This window comes from Tardiphaga sp. (assembly GCF_028290495.1).
In the GTDB taxonomy this organism is placed as follows: domain Bacteria; phylum Pseudomonadota; class Alphaproteobacteria; order Rhizobiales; family Xanthobacteraceae; genus Tardiphaga.
The window spans coordinates 1-15806 of sequence record NZ_JAQGJT010000172.1 but is presented as its reverse complement, the minus strand read 5'-3'; the positions used below and the strand labels follow the sequence as shown (position 1 = coordinate 15806).

Genomic DNA, 15806 nt, shown 5'->3' with positions numbered 1-15806 from the left:
CAATCGTTCGATGCGGTGCAGTCCGCACGACATACCCTCTGCAAGCAGGTCGTGCCATACACGCCTGGCGCCGTAGGTACGGTCGCTCCCAAGGAAGCTGGCTCGAACCTTCGCACCCAATTCCTCACCGCTTCGGCTACGCCGACTGCGTGAGCGCTTCAACCAGGCACAGAACCCACCTCGCGAGACACCGAGCGCCTCGCACAACCAATCCGTCGGCCAGAGCCACCGGTGCTTCGAAATGAAACCGAACTTCACATCGATTCCTTCGCGAAGTAGGCCGCGGCTTTTTAGGATGTCGCGTTCAGCCTTCAGTTTGGCAACCTCGCACCTGAGACGCGTGATCTCCTGCTGCTCCGGCTTCATCTGACCCTGGCTGGGAAACGCATGTTGTGGGTCGTCGGCGAACTTCTTCACCCATTCACGCAGTTGCGTCGGATGAACGCCGAGGTCTTCGGCTGCCTGGGCGTAGGACACGCCCCGATCCTGGATCAGCTTGACCGCCTCAAGCTTGTACTCTCGCGTAAACTTCCGTCTCTCCATGACACACCTCCAGCTCCATAAAACACCTTGGTGTCTTCGGAACCGGGTGCAGCTCAGTGCGTGATGTTTTGGAGCCATGACGGCTCAACATAAAGCTGGATTACACAGATCAGTAAACCGGTAGGATGGCGGGTTGGCACCTAGTCGGTTCAACCTGTGGGTCAATCTAAAACCAAACAAGACTTGACTGGCCAAACGCATCGTTAAGTTGTCAGGCTGCTTTTCTGAAACAAACAGGGGTCACGCATGGCCAAATTTCAATGGTCGGATATACGGATCGAGAAACGAAAGGAGTTCGAAGCCCTTCTGAAAGCGTTGGCTAAGAACGAGCCGGTTGCGGTGCGTGCATTGAATATCCGGTATGGTGTGGAGTCACCGAACCTCATCCCGGTTTCCGATTTCAAGCAACTCGATCGATGGCAAAAGTTCACGTTTGCTGCAGGTGGCGTGGGTTTGCTTGGTTGGCTGCTTTTCGGCGTCGCTGGCGTGATTTTGATACAGTTGCTAGCTATGATCGACGTATTGCGAACCCCCTCTGTTTCGCTGAAACTTAGCATCTTTGTAGTTTTGTATGGATTTTTCGTGATATGGCGACAATTGCGGTGCATCGCATGACAGGAGTTATGTCGGCATACAACTACGGCTGGAAGGAAGAATGACACCTCGCGCCGTCATTGCCCAAGAGCGCAGATGGTAAAGATCCGGGTTGGCCTAGCTGCCCTTGCAATCTCAAAAGGATGGCTCTATTGGACACGCACTTCATACCAAGTCTTGAGCGCGATGCTAGTCTCCAGTAGCCGGAATAGACGAAACGATTGTACTATTCCTGCGAAACAGTTCTCGGCTGTTACTATGTACGTTTCCATTGCCTCGACCGCCACGACAAAGCGCGGAGCAGGCATAAAGTGCGCTGACGATGCGCGAGCTCTTCAACAGACAATAATGAATATCGGTGGGGTTTTTGTACCTGAAACAGCCATCATTTCCATACACCGGCTGCTCAAGCGAGTTTGCAAGTGCATGAACGAGCTCCCCGAGAATGTCGATGCGCACATCTATTGCTGCTAGTCTCTTTTCTGCAAAGTTCATGATTATGATCTACTCTCTCATCGCTCAAGAGTTCGAGATTGCATAGATCAGATAGAGCACGGAACCGATCCCAAAACCAAGCCATAGGCTCGGCCAATTAAACGGGCGCGACCAGCTACCGGCCCAGTTGAGAACGCTAGTCGTCGCCTTGCGAGCCGATGCTTTATGGATAGCCTTTGCTCTGGCTGTTAGTTCTGACGTGTCCTGGCGCGGTGAGGGGAGCGCACCGCGCTTCAACGGGCCACACCCGTCGCCGCTGCCAAAGTCGCTATCTGCGTACCACATGCCGTCCTTGGCTTTAGTGCAATATTGATACTTGCCGAATACCTGCGCGCTGGTGTCATCCATTTCGATCTTCATTTTTATCTCCAATGGCGTTGCCATCGCGGCTTATGAGCGCCCATCCAGCTCGGTCGCCATTCTCTCCAGAAGATAGGCCAGTGCGTCAGAAGCCCCGGTGTCGAATGACGTGCCCGACAACGCCCGTATTGTTGCGTTTATACGATCGATCGCCTTCGGGTTGCAATTCTGAGGTGCAGCGAGTTAACCTGTCGAGAAGGGGCTATCCACCGGGGCTGGTGGAGACAGCATGCCGACATATCTCGTCCGAATAATCAAAAATCATGATCTCGTTGGAATATTTGTAGCCCGAGATCTCCGAGAGATGCTGATAACGATAGATGAGTGCACCGATCCCGCAAGTTGCGAATACATAAAGCTGGGCGCAGGCGGGATTATGTGGACCGATCGTGCGATCCCGGTTCCTATCGACGTGCCAGACGATGACGATGGTGAAGAGTCCGACCCTGTGCCGTGGGGTGGGGCAACCTTCACTGAGGTGTGGTGGAATTATTTCCACGGGTTTTCTCATCTGCGATGGAAACGCTTCTTCGAAGCAGATGCTCCTGATCTGCCTAATCCGCCGCGACAAGAGAAGCCGGCACAGCGAGCTTCAGCGAAGGTCTTGCCTTTCAAAGTTCGGCCTTCAAAGAGTGAGCCCGAATAGAAGATCTTGGGCGCGAGGCAGAACGAGCGGCGAACGGCGCCACGATATCGCAATGAAATAGCCAAATCCGGCGTGAACAAAACGTGTCGGATTGTTAGGCGAAACTAACAATATCAATGGTTTGGAGAACGTGCCCCGCGTTCGGGACGCAGGGGTCGCAGGTTCAAATCCTGCCACTCCGACCAAGTAATTTTGAGGCTTTTGCCTCTTTTCCCGATAGCTTTCCAGACTGAACAGCGTTCTCACTGCCGGAACCCGGCGGTCTTGGCGCGTGACGGTGTTTCCCGTCCCCATGCCGGTTACCCGCCTTTTCGTGACGATCAGCTCAAGTTGGGAGTCTCGCCCGTTGCGGCTTTGAGTTGCAGCGGCAGGATCAAGGACAACGCGTTGAAGATCTCGGCCTTTTCCATATCGCCTCCGGGTTGAGAGAGACGGTGCGTACGTTTGCGCAGCAGGGGGATGGCAGCCGCCGCGTGGCTGATAGCATCGTTGTCCATTGATCATCCTTTCGGGTTGCGGGTCGTACTTGCGAGGGGATGCAGCAGGGTGGCATTGCCGCTTGGTCGGCGGCACTCACCAACGGTTCGATGGCGCTTATGCCGCACACGTGAGCGCGCCGTACCGGTGGATTTTCGTCGCAGCAGATCCAGCTTCAGGTGAGGCTCGCACGCCGCGCTTCCGCAGGTTGCGTCGTTGTGGCCGCTGGCCCGATTGCGGCATGCCGGGCGTGCAGAAACGCTATGTTCGCGCAGCGATCGGTGGCAGGAAACATGCATCGCGGAGCCGCCCGCATAGGGCGCCCGCAACCATTGCAAGGTAGATTTGTGACCAACGATTCAGCGCCTCCTTCGATTGCCCTGCCAAGCGGGCTTGCCGCGGCTTATGTCGTGATGCCCGAGGCGGAAGCCGTCGAGCTCGCGCGCAATGCGTTCGGCATCGAAGGGCGGGCGACGCGTTTTGCCACCGAGAAGGACGATACGTTCCGGATCACGCCGGCTAGCGGAGCGCGCTTCATTCTCAAGGTGGCGAACCCGGTAGAGGACGTCCCGGAGATCGACCTGCAACTTCGCATTCTGCAGCATCTCGCCGCGACGGCGCCGGATCTGCCCGTTCCGCGCGTGGTCGACAACGCCCGTGGCGAGCACCTGTTTGCCTATCAGGATCGCGCCGGGCAGCCGCGCCAGGTCCGGATGATGTCCTATCTCGAAGGCAAGCCTTTGAGCGAAGTACCTTCCACGCTTGTGGGGCGGCAGGAGATCGGCCGGCTGCTGGCGCGGCTGCGGCTGGCGCTGGCGGATTTCAGCCATCCGGCGGATTCCCGCGTGCTGCCCTGGGACATCAAGCATCTGCTCAGCCTGCAAAGCCTGCTCGGAGGCATCACAGAGCCCGCCCGGCGCCGGCAGGTCGAGGCGGGGCTGGCGCGCTTTGCTTCGATCGAAGGTCGCCTGGCCGGGTCGCGCATGCAGGTGCTGCACAATGATTTCAGCTCGTCGAACATCGTGGTCGATCCCTTGCTGCCGGGCTTCGTCAGCGGCGTGATCGATTTCGGCGACGCGGTGCGAACCTCGATCGCGATCGATGTTTCGACCGCGCTGCTCAGTCAGTTGCCGCGGCAGGGCGGCGATGATTTCTTCGACCACGGCCGCGATCTGCTCGGCGGCTATCTCGGCGTGGCGGACTTGACCGCGGAGGAACTGAGCCTCATTCCCCATCTCGTCATGGGCAGGATCGTGGCGCGGGTGCTGTTGTCGATCTCGCTGGCGAATTCGGTGCCGGAGAACTCGACCTATCTCTTGCGCAATACCGAGCAGTCCTGGAGCCAGCTGAACTGGTTCCTGAACCGCTCCATGGATGAAGTATCCGGCCAGTTCGCGGATCATGCGGTCTGAACGCACCGGCCAATCGAGGCAGAGGAAGCTACAATGAATGCAATCGGCACCGAGCCACGCGGCAAAATGGTCAATAGCTTCGATCCCGCCAGCGCAACGGGACTGAGCGACCGGACGCGCAATCTCGTGCAGCGCCGCGCCGCGCTGCTCGGGCCGGCCTACCGGCTGTTCTACAACGACCCGGTCGAGGTGAAGAGCGCCAAGGGTGTCCTGCTGTACGATGCCGCAGGCAACGAATATCTCGACGCCTACAACAACGTCGTCTCGGTCGGTCATTGCCATCCGCGTGTCGTCGATGCGATCACCGAGCAGCTGCGCACCCTCTGCACCCATACGCGCTACATCCAGGAAGGCATCCTGGACTATGCCGAAGACCTGCTCGGCACCTTTGGCGGCAACATCAAGCACGTGATGTTCACCTGCACCGGATCGGAAGCCAACGATCTGGCGATGCGCATCGCCAAGCATCATACCGGCAAGAGCGGCATCATCATCACGGACGAGGCCTATCACGGCAATTCGGACCTGACCGCGAGCTTCTCGCCGTCGCTGGGTGCGCAGTCGCCGCTGGGCACCTTCGTGCGCCGGGTGCCGGCACCGGATTCCTACCGCATCCCGGCGGACAAGATCGGGCCGTTGATGGCCGAGCGCGTCGCGGCGCAGATCCAGGATCTCGAACGCCGCGGCGAAGGCCTCGCCGCCTTCATTGCCGATTCGATGTTCTCCTCCGACGGCATTTTCGCGCATCCGACCGATGTGCTGGGTCCGGTGATCGACGTCGTTCACAAGGCTGGCGGCCTGTTTATTGCCGACGAAGTGCAGTCCGGTTTCGGCCGCAGCGGCGAGAAAATGTGGGGCTATCAGCGCCACGGCATCTCGCCGGACATCGTCACCATGGGCAAGCCGATGGGCAACGGATATCCGGTGGCGGCGGTCGCGCTGTCTCCGGACATCGTGCAGAATTTCGGCCGTGACAACCGCTACTTCAACACGTTCGGCGGCAATTCGGTGGCGATGGCTGCGGCACAGGCGGTGCTGAACGTGATCCGCGACGAGAAGCTGCTGGAGAACTCGCTGCGTGTCGGCAAAGTGCTGCGCGACGGTTTTGCCGATATCGCGGGGCGTTACGAGCAGATCGGCGACATCCGCGGTTCCGGCCTCTATGTCGGTATCGAACTGGTCAAGGACCGCGCGTCGAAGGAGCCGGACGCCGCGGCGGCTGCGGCCGTGGTCAACGGCCTGCGCGCGCGACGTGTGCTGATCTCGGCGACTGGCGCCAAGGCCAACACGCTGAAGATCCGTCCGCCGCTGGTGTTCTCGGAGGCCAACGCCGATCGGCTGCTAAGCGAGACCGAAGCGGTGTTTGCGACGCTTTAGGTAAAGCGCAGCCCCAAGATCCGTCATGCCCGGCCTTGTGCCGGGCATCCACGGCTTTCAGCGCGCACAAACGTGGATGGCCGGGACGAGCCCGGCCATGACGATCTTGGCTAACGGTCGCGCCTCAAAGCGAAGCGCGACGCGTGTGATGTTTACTTCGCGACCGGCATGGCGAATTCGGCGCCGTTGTCGGTGCTTTCCGGCCAGCGCTGCATGATCGACTTCTGCTTGGTGTAGAAGCGCACGCCTTCTTCGCCATAGGCGTGCATGTCGCCGAACAGGCTGCGCTTCCAGCCGCCGAAGCCATGCCAGGCCATCGGCACCGGGATCGGCACGTTGATGCCGACCATGCCGACCTGAACGCGGCGCGAGAACTCGCGGGCGACATTGCCGTCGCGGGTGTAGCAGGACACGCCGTTGCCGAACTCATGGTCGTTGATAAGCTGCAGCGCTTCAGAGAAGTCCTTGACGCGGACGCAGGACAGCACCGGCCCGAAGATTTCTTCCTTGTAGATCTTCATTTCCGGCGTGACGTTGTCGAACAGCGTGCCGCCGGTGAAGAAACCGTTCTCGTGGCCGGCGACCTTCACGCCACGGCCATCGACGACCAGCGTGGCGCCTTCCTCGACGCCGAGGCCGATATAGCCTTCGATCCGCTCCAGCGCCTGCTTGGTGACGACGGGGCCCATTTCGGCTTCGGATTCCATGCCGTTCAGGATCTTCAGCTTCCTGGCGCGTTCGGCCAGCAGGGGGACGATCTTGTCGGCGACGTCACCGACCAGCACCGCGACCGAGATCGCCATGCAGCGTTCGCCGGCCGAGCCGTAGCCGGCGCCGATCAGCGCATCGACGGCCTGGTTCAGATTGGCATCGGGCATCACCACCATGTGGTTCTTGGCGCCGCCCAGGGCTTGCACGCGCTTGCCGTACTGCGAGCCCTGCTGATGCACGTAATGCGCGATCGGGGTCGAGCCGACGAAGCTGACGGCGGAGACGCCGGAGTGCTGCAGCAGTGTATCGACAGCGACCTTGTCGCCCTGCACCACGTTGAACACGCCCTTCGGCAGGCCCGCCTGCATCAACAGATCGGCCATGAACAGCGCCGGCGACGGATCGCGCTCACTCGGCTTCAGGATGAAGCAGTTGCCGGCGGCGATCGCCACCGGGAACATCCAGCACGGCACCATCACCGGGAAGTTGAACGGCGTGATGCCGGCGACGACGCCGAGCGGCTGGCGCATGGTCCAGTTGTCGATGCCGGTGGAAACCTGGTCGGTGTAGTCGCCCTTGAGAAGCTGCGGGATGCCGCAGGCGAATTCGATGATGTCGATGCCGCGCGCAACTTCGCCCTGCGCGTCGGAGAACACCTTGCCGTGCTCGGCGGTGATCATCGCCGCCAGCGTGTCGGTGTGCTCGTTCATCAACGCCAGGAACTTGTTCATGATGCGGGCGCGGCGGATCGGCGGCATGTCGGCCCAGGCCGGGAAGGCGCGGCGGGCACTCGCCACGGCGTCGTTTACTTCCTCGACCGAGGACAGCACCACCTGGCGCGCCACGGCGCCGGTCGCCGGGTTGTAGACCGCCTGCTTGCGGTTGGATGCGAGGTTGGTCGGAACGCCGTCGATGAAGTTTCCGACGTCCTGGGTGGCAGTGAAGGCTGGCGTGGTCATGCGAGATCCCCGGTTTGAAGCGATGCGCCTGTTTACCGGCCATGGCCCGACCACCACAGATCAAATGATTGGACTAACTGTTCAATAAATCGAACAATGGCGGGATGAAAACCAAGAAGGTGGAAGCGCTGTGGTCGCACCTGCACTGGCTCGGCGTGCTGGCCGAGGCCGGCAGTTTCACGGCGGCGGCCGGCCGGCTCGGCGTCAGCAAGGCGGCGATGAGCCACCGCCTCAGCGAACTCGAACAGGCCACCGGCGTGCCGCTGGTCCGCCGCACCACGCGCAGCGTGCGGCTGACCGAGGCCGGGCAGCATCTGGTCGACTCCACGCGCTCATCATTTGCCGAGATCGAGCGCAGCTTCGCGTCCGCCAAAGACCTCGCTTCGGTGCCGCAGGGCCTGCTGCGCGTGACGGTGCCGGTCGCCTTGGGACGGCAGCAGATCGTCCCGTTGATCCCGGATTTCCTGCGGTTGCATCCGGGCATCCGGATCGAACTGGAGTTGTCCGACCATCTGAGTTCGCTGGCGAAGGAGGGCTTCGATCTCGCGGTTCGTCACGTGCAGAGCGTCCCCGATACGCATGTGGCGTGGAAATTGTGCGAAACGCAGTCGTTGCTGGTCGCGACGCGCAGCTATCTGCGCAAACGGGGGACGCCTGCGCGGCCGGCGGATCTTGGCGCGCACGATTGCCTGCATTATCTGCGTGGCAGCGTGACGCCGACCTGGACGGTCGAGGCGCGGAAGGGCGACAGCGAACGTATCACCGTCAAGATCGGCGGCAGCTTTGCGGCCAATAACAGCGAGGTGCTGCGCGAAGCCGCGCTCGCCGGGCTTGGAATTGCCTTGTTGCCGGACTTCAGCGCGCAGAAGGATATCCGAAGCGGCAAGCTGCAGATCGTGTTGCCGGACTGGCGGGTGACAGGCGCGTTCGGCGAGCACCTGTTCGCCATCCGGCCCTACGCCACTCACGTTCCGCGCACCGTGCACGCCTTTGTCGCATTCCTGCGAGCCCGGCTGCACCAGGGCTTCGCGGCGCCGCAAGCGCGTCCGCGGCGTTAGTACGGCCTTAACCACGCTGCGAAGCCCGGGGACCCGATGCCGCCGCGGGGCGTTCTTGTGTCATGGGCCAGGAACTGACCATCGTGGCGCAACCGCTGAAGGAATACGTGCTGCCCTACGGAGCGTATTCCCCGGCGTTGTCGCGCAGCAGCCGGACTGAGGAAGCCGTACAGGCCCGCAAGGCCTACGCGCGCCCGAACGATTCCGAACCGCGCGAACTCGACATGCGGGCCTGAGGTCGCTGCATCCTGTGTCCGGGACGCAGTGCGATGGGCCTCCGGCAGGAGGCGTCATGCGCGGCAGAGCCGGGACCATAGCGAACGCCGGCGTCCGGGGCACAATTCAATCGTTACTATTCCAAACCGCCGGTCAGTTCATCGGTCGCTTGGCGAGCTTGCGGGCGAGGGTGCGGCGGTGCATGCCGAGCCGGCGGGCGGTCTCCGAGACGTTGAACTCGGTTTCCACCAGCGTCTCGTGGATACGCTCCCATTCCAGGCTCTTGATCGAGGTCGGCCGGTTGGTCAGCGCAATGGTGCTGTCGCCGGTGGCCTTTTCGAACGCGGCTTCGATATCATCGGAATTCGACGGCTTGGCGAGATAGTGGCAGGCGCCGAGCTTGATCGCTTCCACGGCGGTGGCGATGCTGGCGAAACCGGTCAGCACCACGATGCGGATTTCGGGATCATGGGCGTGCAGCAGCTTGACGCATTCCAGCCCGGAACTGCCATTCAGCTTGAGGTCTACCACGGCGTAGCCGGGCGGCGTCGTGGCCAGCAGGGCTGCGACCTGTTCGATCCCGTCGCACAAGGTGACGAGATAGCCGCGCCGCTCGAACGAGCGCCGCAGCGCTTTCGCGAAGGAAGCGTCGTCCTCCACGATCACCAGCGAGCGTTCAGTCTCCATCGGGCACCTCGAGCGACAAAGCGGCAATCGGCAGGCTGAGTTCGACGATCGCCCCGCCGGACGGCACGTTGATGGCGCGGGCGCGGCCGCCGAGCTTGCGCAGCACATTGACGACCAGGAACAGGCCGAGCCCGCTGCCGGGCTTCTGCTTGGTCGAGCGATACGGTTTGCCGAATTCCGCCAGCATGTCCGGCTGGAAGCCGGGGCCGGCGTCGCGCACCGCGATCACCAGCATGCCGTCCTGCCGGGCGATGTCGATGCCGACAAAGGCCGGTGAGGCCTCGTTGGCGTTGTCGAGCACGTTGAACAGCACCTGTTGCAGCAGCAGATCGGAGGCGATCGCGAAATCGGTCGCGAGGCGATTGGTGTATTCCAGCCGGGCCGGGCCGCGGCTGTCCTCCCAGTCCTCGACCACACCGTCGATGAAATCGATGACGCTGGTGCGCTCGGAATTCTCGCCGCGCGCTTCGCCGGACGATTGCAGGATTCCGGACACGATGGTCTTGCAGCGGTTGAGCTGCGCCTGCATCTCGGCCAGTTCGGTAACGATCTCGCCGTCGGCGCGAAACGACGGCATCCGCTCCCAGTCGTTGAGGATCACCGACAAGGTCGCCAGCGGCGTGCCGAGCTCGTGCGCGGCGCCGGAGGCGAGCAGGCCCATGCGGACGATGTGTTCCTCCTCGGCCGATTGCTGGCGCAGTTCGGCGAAGCGCTGGTCCTGTTCGCGCTGATTGCGGTTGATGCGGGTGATGAACAGCACCAGCAGCCCGGCGGCGAGCAGGAAGCAGATGAACATGCCGTAGATGTGCAGGCCAAACAGCCGGGATTGCGCCCCGGCATGCCCCATCGCAAAGCCGATGTCGTGATAGGCGACGGTGAGCCAGAGGAAGCCGGCGCTGGTCGCGGCGACGATGGTCCAGCTCGACCAGGGCTGCAGCAGTACCGCGCCGAGCACCGCCTGCAGCAGGAACAAGGAGACGAAGGGGTTGGTGGCGCCGCCGCTGAGATAAAGCTGCATCGTCAACGTCGCGACGTCGAGCAGCAGGTCGATGAACAGCTCGGCATTGGTGATGATGGCGCCGCTGCCGTAGCGGTACAACGTAACCAGGTTGAGCGTGATCAGGAACACGATCACGGCGGCCATCTGCCAGACCGGCAGAGAGATTTCGAGCCAGAAGCTGCTGATGGCAATGGCGGCGATCTGGCCGGCGACGGCGAGCCAGCGCAGCATTACGAGCAGCAGCAGGTTCTTCCGGTTGGTGGTCTCCTGGATCGAATCCTGCGTCGAACTCAAGGCACGTCTCTCGGTGATCTCTCCGGATCGCCGGAGGCGGGGCGGCTGGACAAGCCGCAGACCCTTAGCACGCCGTTTGCCGTATCACGAAACCGCAGCGCTGTCGGCTGCGGTTTCGTCCGCGATCGATCAGGAGATCTTGTTCGCCAGTTCCTTGTTGATGCCGAGCGCGGCCAGGGTGGCGAGCGCGCCGGACAGCAGGTAGGCGCCGGCCGCGAGCAGGCCGAAATGGTACGACAGATACAAAGCCACGAACGGCGCGAAGCCGGCGCCGACCAGCCAGGCGAGGTCGGAGGTCAGGGCCGCGCCGGTATAACGATAGGTGCTTCCGAAGTTCGACGACACCACGCCGGACGACTGGCCAAACGAGAAGCCGAGCAGGATGAAGCCGGTCACCATGAACACCACTTCGCCGATGGCGCCGCCGTCGAGCAACTGCGGGGCGAAGCCGCTGAACACCGCGATGGCGATGGCGCAGCCGCCGAGCAGCGAGCGGCGGCCGATGCGGTCGGCGATGTAGCCCGACGCGATGGTCGCGAGGATGCCGAACACGGCGCCGAAGATCTCGATCAGCAGGAAGCGCGTCGGATCTTCCTTGGTGAACAGGAATACCCAGGACAGCGGGAACACGGTGACCATGTGGAACATCGCAAAGCTCGCCAGCGGCGCGAATGCGCCGATCAGTACGTTGCGGCCCTGGTTACGCACGGTGTCGATCACCGGCGAGGGCTGCAATTCGCGGCTTTCAAACAGCGTGGCGTATTCCGGCGTCGAGACGATGCGCAGCCGGGCGAACAACGCCACGACGTTGATGGCGAAGGCCACGAAGAACGGGTAGCGCCAGCCCCATTCCAGGAAGTCGACGGCCGAGAGGCTGGTGATGAAGAACGCGAACAGTGCGCTGGCGATGATCAGGCCGATCGGCGCGCCGAGCTGCGGAATCATGGCGTACCAGCCGCGCTTGCCTTCCGGCGCATTCAGCGCGAGCAGCGAGGCGAGGCCGTCCCATGCGCCGCCGAGCGCCACGCCTTGGCCGATCCGGAACAGCGCGAGCAGGATGCCCGACCACGCGCCGATCTGCGCATATCCCGGCAGGAAGGCGACGGCGGCGGTGGAGCCGCCGAGCAGGAAGATGGCGATCGTCAGCTTCAGGCCGCGGCCATATTCGCGATCGACCCAGATGAAGATCAGCGAGCCGATCGGGCGGGCGATGAAAGCTAGCGCGAAGATGGCGAAGGAATACAGCGTGGCGGTCAGCGGATCGGTATTCGGGAACACCAGCTTCGGGAACACCAGCACCGAGGCGATCGCGTAGACGAAGAAGTCGAAGAATTCCGAGGTCCGGCCGATGATGACGCCGATGGCGATCTCGCCCGGCGCAACCTCGCCGTGATGCGCGTTGATGCGACGCGCATCGTGTTCCATGGTCGTTGCTTCGGAGGCGGGCATCGTGCTCATGACGTCAGTCATTCCTTGAATAAAACTCTAGCGAAGCCAGCGAGCATGGAGAGTCTGCGAGCTATGAGATCGCGATGGCTACGCGATTTGGATGGCCAGAGTGATTGGACAAAATGTCCAATGTGCGCCCCGTGACGGCGCGTGTATCGCCAACCCATGCGCATTCCCCTTCACGGCTTTCTGGGCCGCTCATCGATCTTTCGCGTCGCGGTTTCGATCCCGCTGCTGGCTTTGTTGTCCGGCTGCAACGCGGTGGTACTTAGTCCCGCCGGCGACATCGCCGCGCAACAGCGCGACCTCCTGCTGATTTCCACCGGGCTGATGCTTCTTATCATCATTCCGGTGCTCGCGCTCACCGTGCTTTTCGCCTGGCGCTATCGCGCTGCGAATAAAGAGGCGCGCTACGAGCCCGATTGGGATCACTCGACGCAGCTCGAACTGGTGATCTGGGCAGCGCCGCTGCTGATCATCATCTGCCTCGGCGCCATCACCTGGACCGGCACGCATCTGCTCGATCCGTACCGCAGCCTCGAGCGCGTGTCCTCCGGCAACCCGGTCAAGCCCGGCACCGAACCGTTGCAGGTGCAGGTCGTGGCGCTCGACTGGAAGTGGCTGTTCATCTATCCGCAACTCGGAATCGCCACGGTGAATGAACTGGCCGCGCCGGTGGACCGTCCGATCAATTTCCTGATCACGTCCTCGACGGTGATGAACTCGTTCTACGTGCCTGCACTGGCAGGCCAGATCTATGCGATGCCCGCGATGCAGACCAAGCTCAGCGCCGTGATCAACAAGCCCGGCGACTATGACGGCTTCTCCGCCAATTACAGCGGCGCGGGCTTTTCCGGCATGAAGTTCCGCTTCCACGGCCAGAGCACGGCCGATTTCGAGCAGTGGGTCGCCAAGGTCAAGAAGGACGGCGGCGCGCTCGATCGCGACGGCTACATCAAGCTGGACAAGCCCTCCGAAAACGAGCCGGTGCGCTATTACAGCTCGGTGCCGGCGGATCTTTATCACGCCGCGCTCAATATGTGCGTGCAGCCGGGCAAGATGTGCATGGACGAGATGATGCGCATCGACGCCAAGGGCGGCGGAGGCATGGCCAGCATCCGCAACACGCTGCCGCTGTCGCACGACAAATACGCCCGCCGCGATTCCCCGCTTGCCGCAGCGCCCGCTTTCGTCGCGTCGCTCTGCACCGTGTCGGAGCCGATGGGCGCCAGCCACGCCGACGCCTCGTCGGCACGGATGTGGCCGCGCGATCCCGCGGGTGTGACCGGTGTCGGCCTGCCGAAGCCCGGCCTGCCGCGTCTGCGTCCTTTCAGTCTCGCCGCGCTCGGCGAGCCCAGCTAACACCTCCTGCGAAACGGTTCTCATAATGTCGACGCCCCCGCTCGCGATCAGCCCTGTATTTGGTCGCCTTACGCTGGAATCCCTTCCGCTTCACGAGCCGATCCTGCTCGTGACCTTCGCCGGCGTGGCGGTGGGCGGCCTCGCGCTGGTCGGTCTGCTGACCTATTTCAAACTGTGGGGCTATCTCTGGAAGGAGTGGTTCACCAGCGTCGATCACAAGAAGATCGGCATCATGTACTGCATCCTCGGCCTGATCATGCTGCTGCGCGGCTTTGCCGACGCGCTGATGATGCGCGCCCAGCAGGCGATGGCGTTCGGGGCCAATGAAGGCTTCCTGCCGGCGCATCATTACGACCAGGTGTTCACCGCGCACGGCGTGATCATGATTTTCTTCGTGGCAATGCCCTTCGTCACCGGCCTGATGAACTTCGTGGTGCCGCTGCAGATCGGCGCCCGCGACGTTTCGTTCCCGTTCCTGAACAATTTCAGCTTCTGGATGACGGTGGGCGGCGCAGTCATCGTGATGATGTCGCTGTTCGTCGGCGAATTCGCGCGCACCGGCTGGCTGGCCTATCCGCCTCTGTCGGGCATCGGCTTCAGTCCGGATGTCGGCGTCGATTATTACATATGGGGGCTGCAGGTCGCCGGCGTGGGAACAACGCTGTCCGGCATCAACCTGGTCTGCACCATCGTCAAGATGCGCGCGCCGAGCATGACCATGATGAAGATGCCGATCTTCGTCTGGACCTCGCTGTGCACCAACATCCTGATCGTCGCCTCCTTCCCGGTGCTCACCGCGGTGCTCGCGCTGCTGACGCTGGACCGCTACGCCGGAACCAACTTCTTCACCAACGATCTCGGCGGCAACCCGATGATGTACGTGAACCTGATCTGGATCTGGGGGCACCCCGAGGTCTACATCCTGGTTCTGCCCGCGTTCGGCATCTTCTCGGAAGTCACCTCGACGTTCTCCAGCAAGCGGCTGTTCGGCTATACCTCGATGGTCTACGCCACCGCCGTCATCACCATTCTGTCCTACCTCGTCTGGCTGCATCACTTCTTCACCATGGGGTCGGGGGCGAGCGTCAACTCGTTCTTCGGCATCACGACGATGGTGATTTCGATTCCGACGGGCGCGAAAATCTTCAACTGGCTGTTCACGATGTATCGCGGCCGGATCCGCTTCGATCTGCCGATGATGTGGACCGTCGCCTTCATGATCACCTTTGTGATCGGTGGCATGACCGGCGTGTTGCTCGCAGTGCCGCCGGCCGATTTCGTGCTGCACAACAGCCTGTTCCTGATCGCGCATTTCCACAACGTCATCATCGGCGGCGTGTTGTTCGGCCTGTTCGCCGGCATCGCCTACTGGTGGCCCAAGGCCTTCGGCTTCAAGCTCGACCCGTTCTGGGGCAAGGTCTCGTTCTGGTTCTGGGTGGTCGGCTTCTGGTTCGCCTTCATGCCGCTCTATGTCCTCGGCCTGATGGGCGTGACGCGCCGCATGCGCGTCTTCGATGACCCTTCGCTGCAGATCTGGTTCATCATCGCCGCCTTCGGCGCGGTGCTGATCGCCTGCGGCATCGCAGCCTTCCTGATCCAGATCTACGTCTCCATCCGCAAGCGCGAGGCCCTGACCGATCCGACCGGCGATCCCTGGGACGGCCGCACGCTGGAATGGTCGACGTCCTCGCCGCCGCCCGCCTACAACTTCGCCTTCACGCCGGTCGTGCGCGACAACGATGCGTGGTGGGACATGAAGAAGGCCGGCTACATCAGGCCGCTCTCCGGCTTCAAACCGATCCACGTGCCGAGCAATACCGGCACCGGCGTCATCCTGGCCGCCTTCAGCGTGGCGCTTGGCTTCGGCCTGATCTGGTACATCTGGTGGCTGGCGGCGCTCAGCTTCGTCTGCCTGATCGCCACCGCGATCGGCCACACCTTCAACTATATCAGAGACTTCCACATTCCGGCTGCCGAGGTCACGCAGGCGGAGGCGGCGAGGACGACGCTCCTCGTCGCCCAGGGCTAGGGTTTGAGCATGGCATCGACGGCAATCATGGCCGGCACTGAACCGGTCTTCCACCTGGAAGAAGAGCATGCGCACGCCGAAGGCGGCAGCACCATGCTCGGCTTCTGGCTCTATCTGATGAGCGACTGCCTGATCTT

15 protein-coding genes and 1 pseudogene are annotated in these 15806 nt (G+C 62.2%); 9 read left to right on the top strand and 7 right to left on the bottom strand.

Translation table 11 applies throughout. From position 1 onward, the window contains the following. The coding region (locus JWQ24_RS25710) for a transposase (RefSeq protein ID WP_299814484.1) at positions 1–543 on the bottom strand (543 nt) is incomplete at its 3' end. A gap of 246 nt (positions 544–789) precedes the next feature. On the opposite strand from JWQ24_RS25710, the gene JWQ24_RS25705 reads away from it, so the two are divergent. Then, positions 790–1158 carry a hypothetical protein gene (locus JWQ24_RS25705; protein ID WP_299814481.1) on the top strand — a complete coding sequence of 123 codons (369 nt, stop codon included), beginning with the start codon at positions 790–792 and terminating at the stop codon, positions 1156–1158. A gap of 498 nt (positions 1159–1656) precedes the next feature. On the opposite strand, the gene JWQ24_RS25700 is transcribed toward JWQ24_RS25705, so the two are convergent. Next, positions 1657–1992 (bottom strand): hypothetical protein, encoded by a 336-nt coding sequence (locus JWQ24_RS25700; RefSeq protein WP_299814478.1) that lies wholly within the window; start codon positions 1990–1992, stop codon positions 1657–1659. 229 nt (positions 1993–2221) lie between these two features. Here JWQ24_RS25700 and JWQ24_RS25695 point away from each other — a divergent pair, with 229 nt between their 5' ends. Beyond that, positions 2222–2638: a hypothetical protein gene (locus tag JWQ24_RS25695; RefSeq protein WP_299814475.1), complete on the top strand. Its 417-nt coding sequence runs from the start codon at positions 2222–2224 to the stop codon at positions 2636–2638. A 320-nt stretch (positions 2639–2958) separates the two neighbouring features. On the opposite strand, the gene JWQ24_RS25690 is transcribed toward JWQ24_RS25695, so the two are convergent. Then, positions 2959–3135, bottom strand: a complete 177-nt coding sequence (locus tag JWQ24_RS25690; RefSeq protein WP_299814472.1) for a hypothetical protein — start codon at positions 3133–3135, stop codon at positions 2959–2961. Positions 3136–3462: 327 nt separating this feature from the next. Between JWQ24_RS25690 and JWQ24_RS25685 the strand changes: the two genes are divergently transcribed. Both JWQ24_RS25685 and JWQ24_RS25680 read left to right on the top strand, forming a co-directional pair. After that, a complete protein-coding gene (locus JWQ24_RS25685; protein WP_299814470.1) occupies positions 3463–4527 on the top strand; it encodes a phosphotransferase in 1065 nt (354 codons plus the stop codon). A 66-nt stretch (positions 4528–4593) separates the two neighbouring features. Further along, positions 4594–5904: an aspartate aminotransferase family protein gene (locus JWQ24_RS25680; protein ID WP_299814490.1), complete on the top strand. Its 1311-nt coding sequence runs from the start codon at positions 4594–4596 to the stop codon at positions 5902–5904. A gap of 152 nt (positions 5905–6056) precedes the next feature. Here the strand turns inward: JWQ24_RS25680 and JWQ24_RS25675 are convergent, their stop codons facing one another. After that, entirely contained in the window at positions 6057–7574 is a 1518-nt protein-coding gene (locus JWQ24_RS25675; RefSeq protein ID WP_299814467.1) for a CoA-acylating methylmalonate-semialdehyde dehydrogenase, read from the bottom strand. A gap of 104 nt (positions 7575–7678) precedes the next feature. Here JWQ24_RS25675 and JWQ24_RS25670 point away from each other — a divergent pair, with 104 nt between their 5' ends. Further along, positions 7679–8632 (top strand): LysR family transcriptional regulator, encoded by a 954-nt coding sequence (locus JWQ24_RS25670; protein ID WP_299814465.1) that lies wholly within the window; start codon positions 7679–7681, stop codon positions 8630–8632. A 62-nt stretch (positions 8633–8694) separates the two neighbouring features. Then, positions 8695–8868: a hypothetical protein gene (locus JWQ24_RS25665; protein WP_299814463.1), complete on the top strand. Its 174-nt coding sequence runs from the start codon at positions 8695–8697 to the stop codon at positions 8866–8868. Between the two features lie 133 nt (positions 8869–9001). Here JWQ24_RS25665 and JWQ24_RS25660 read toward each other — a convergent pair whose 3' ends face one another. The 3 genes from JWQ24_RS25660 to JWQ24_RS25650 all read right to left on the bottom strand — a co-directional run bounded on the left by JWQ24_RS25660 (position 9002) and on the right by JWQ24_RS25650 (position 12254). Beyond that, positions 9002–9535: a response regulator transcription factor gene (locus tag JWQ24_RS25660; protein ID WP_299814461.1), complete on the bottom strand. Its 534-nt coding sequence runs from the start codon at positions 9533–9535 to the stop codon at positions 9002–9004. Beyond that, complete coding sequence (locus tag JWQ24_RS25655) at positions 9525–10829, bottom strand: ATP-binding protein (RefSeq protein WP_299814459.1); 1305 nt, start codon at positions 10827–10829, stop codon at positions 9525–9527. Before JWQ24_RS25655 ends, JWQ24_RS25660 begins: the two co-directional genes overlap by 11 nt. 129 nt (positions 10830–10958) lie before the next feature. Further along, complete coding sequence (locus JWQ24_RS25650) at positions 10959–12254, bottom strand: MFS transporter (protein WP_299814487.1); 1296 nt, start codon at positions 12252–12254, stop codon at positions 10959–10961. Between the two features lie 189 nt (positions 12255–12443). On the opposite strand from JWQ24_RS25650, the gene cyoA reads away from it, so the two are divergent. The 3 genes and pseudogenes from cyoA to JWQ24_RS25635 form a co-directional block, all read left to right on the top strand. Beyond that, positions 12444–13640 carry a ubiquinol oxidase subunit II gene (cyoA, locus tag JWQ24_RS25645; RefSeq protein WP_299814457.1) on the top strand — a complete coding sequence of 399 codons (1197 nt, stop codon included), beginning with the start codon at positions 12444–12446 and terminating at the stop codon, positions 13638–13640. Positions 13641–13665: 25 nt separating this feature from the next. Then, the gene (cyoB, locus tag JWQ24_RS25640; RefSeq protein WP_299814455.1) at positions 13666–15669 is read left to right on the top strand and encodes a cytochrome o ubiquinol oxidase subunit I; all 2004 of its coding nucleotides are present in this window, start codon (positions 13666–13668) and stop codon (positions 15667–15669) included. A 9-nt stretch (positions 15670–15678) separates the two neighbouring features. Then, a pseudogene (locus tag JWQ24_RS25635) lies at positions 15679–15806 on the top strand (cytochrome o ubiquinol oxidase subunit III); the annotation flags it as partial.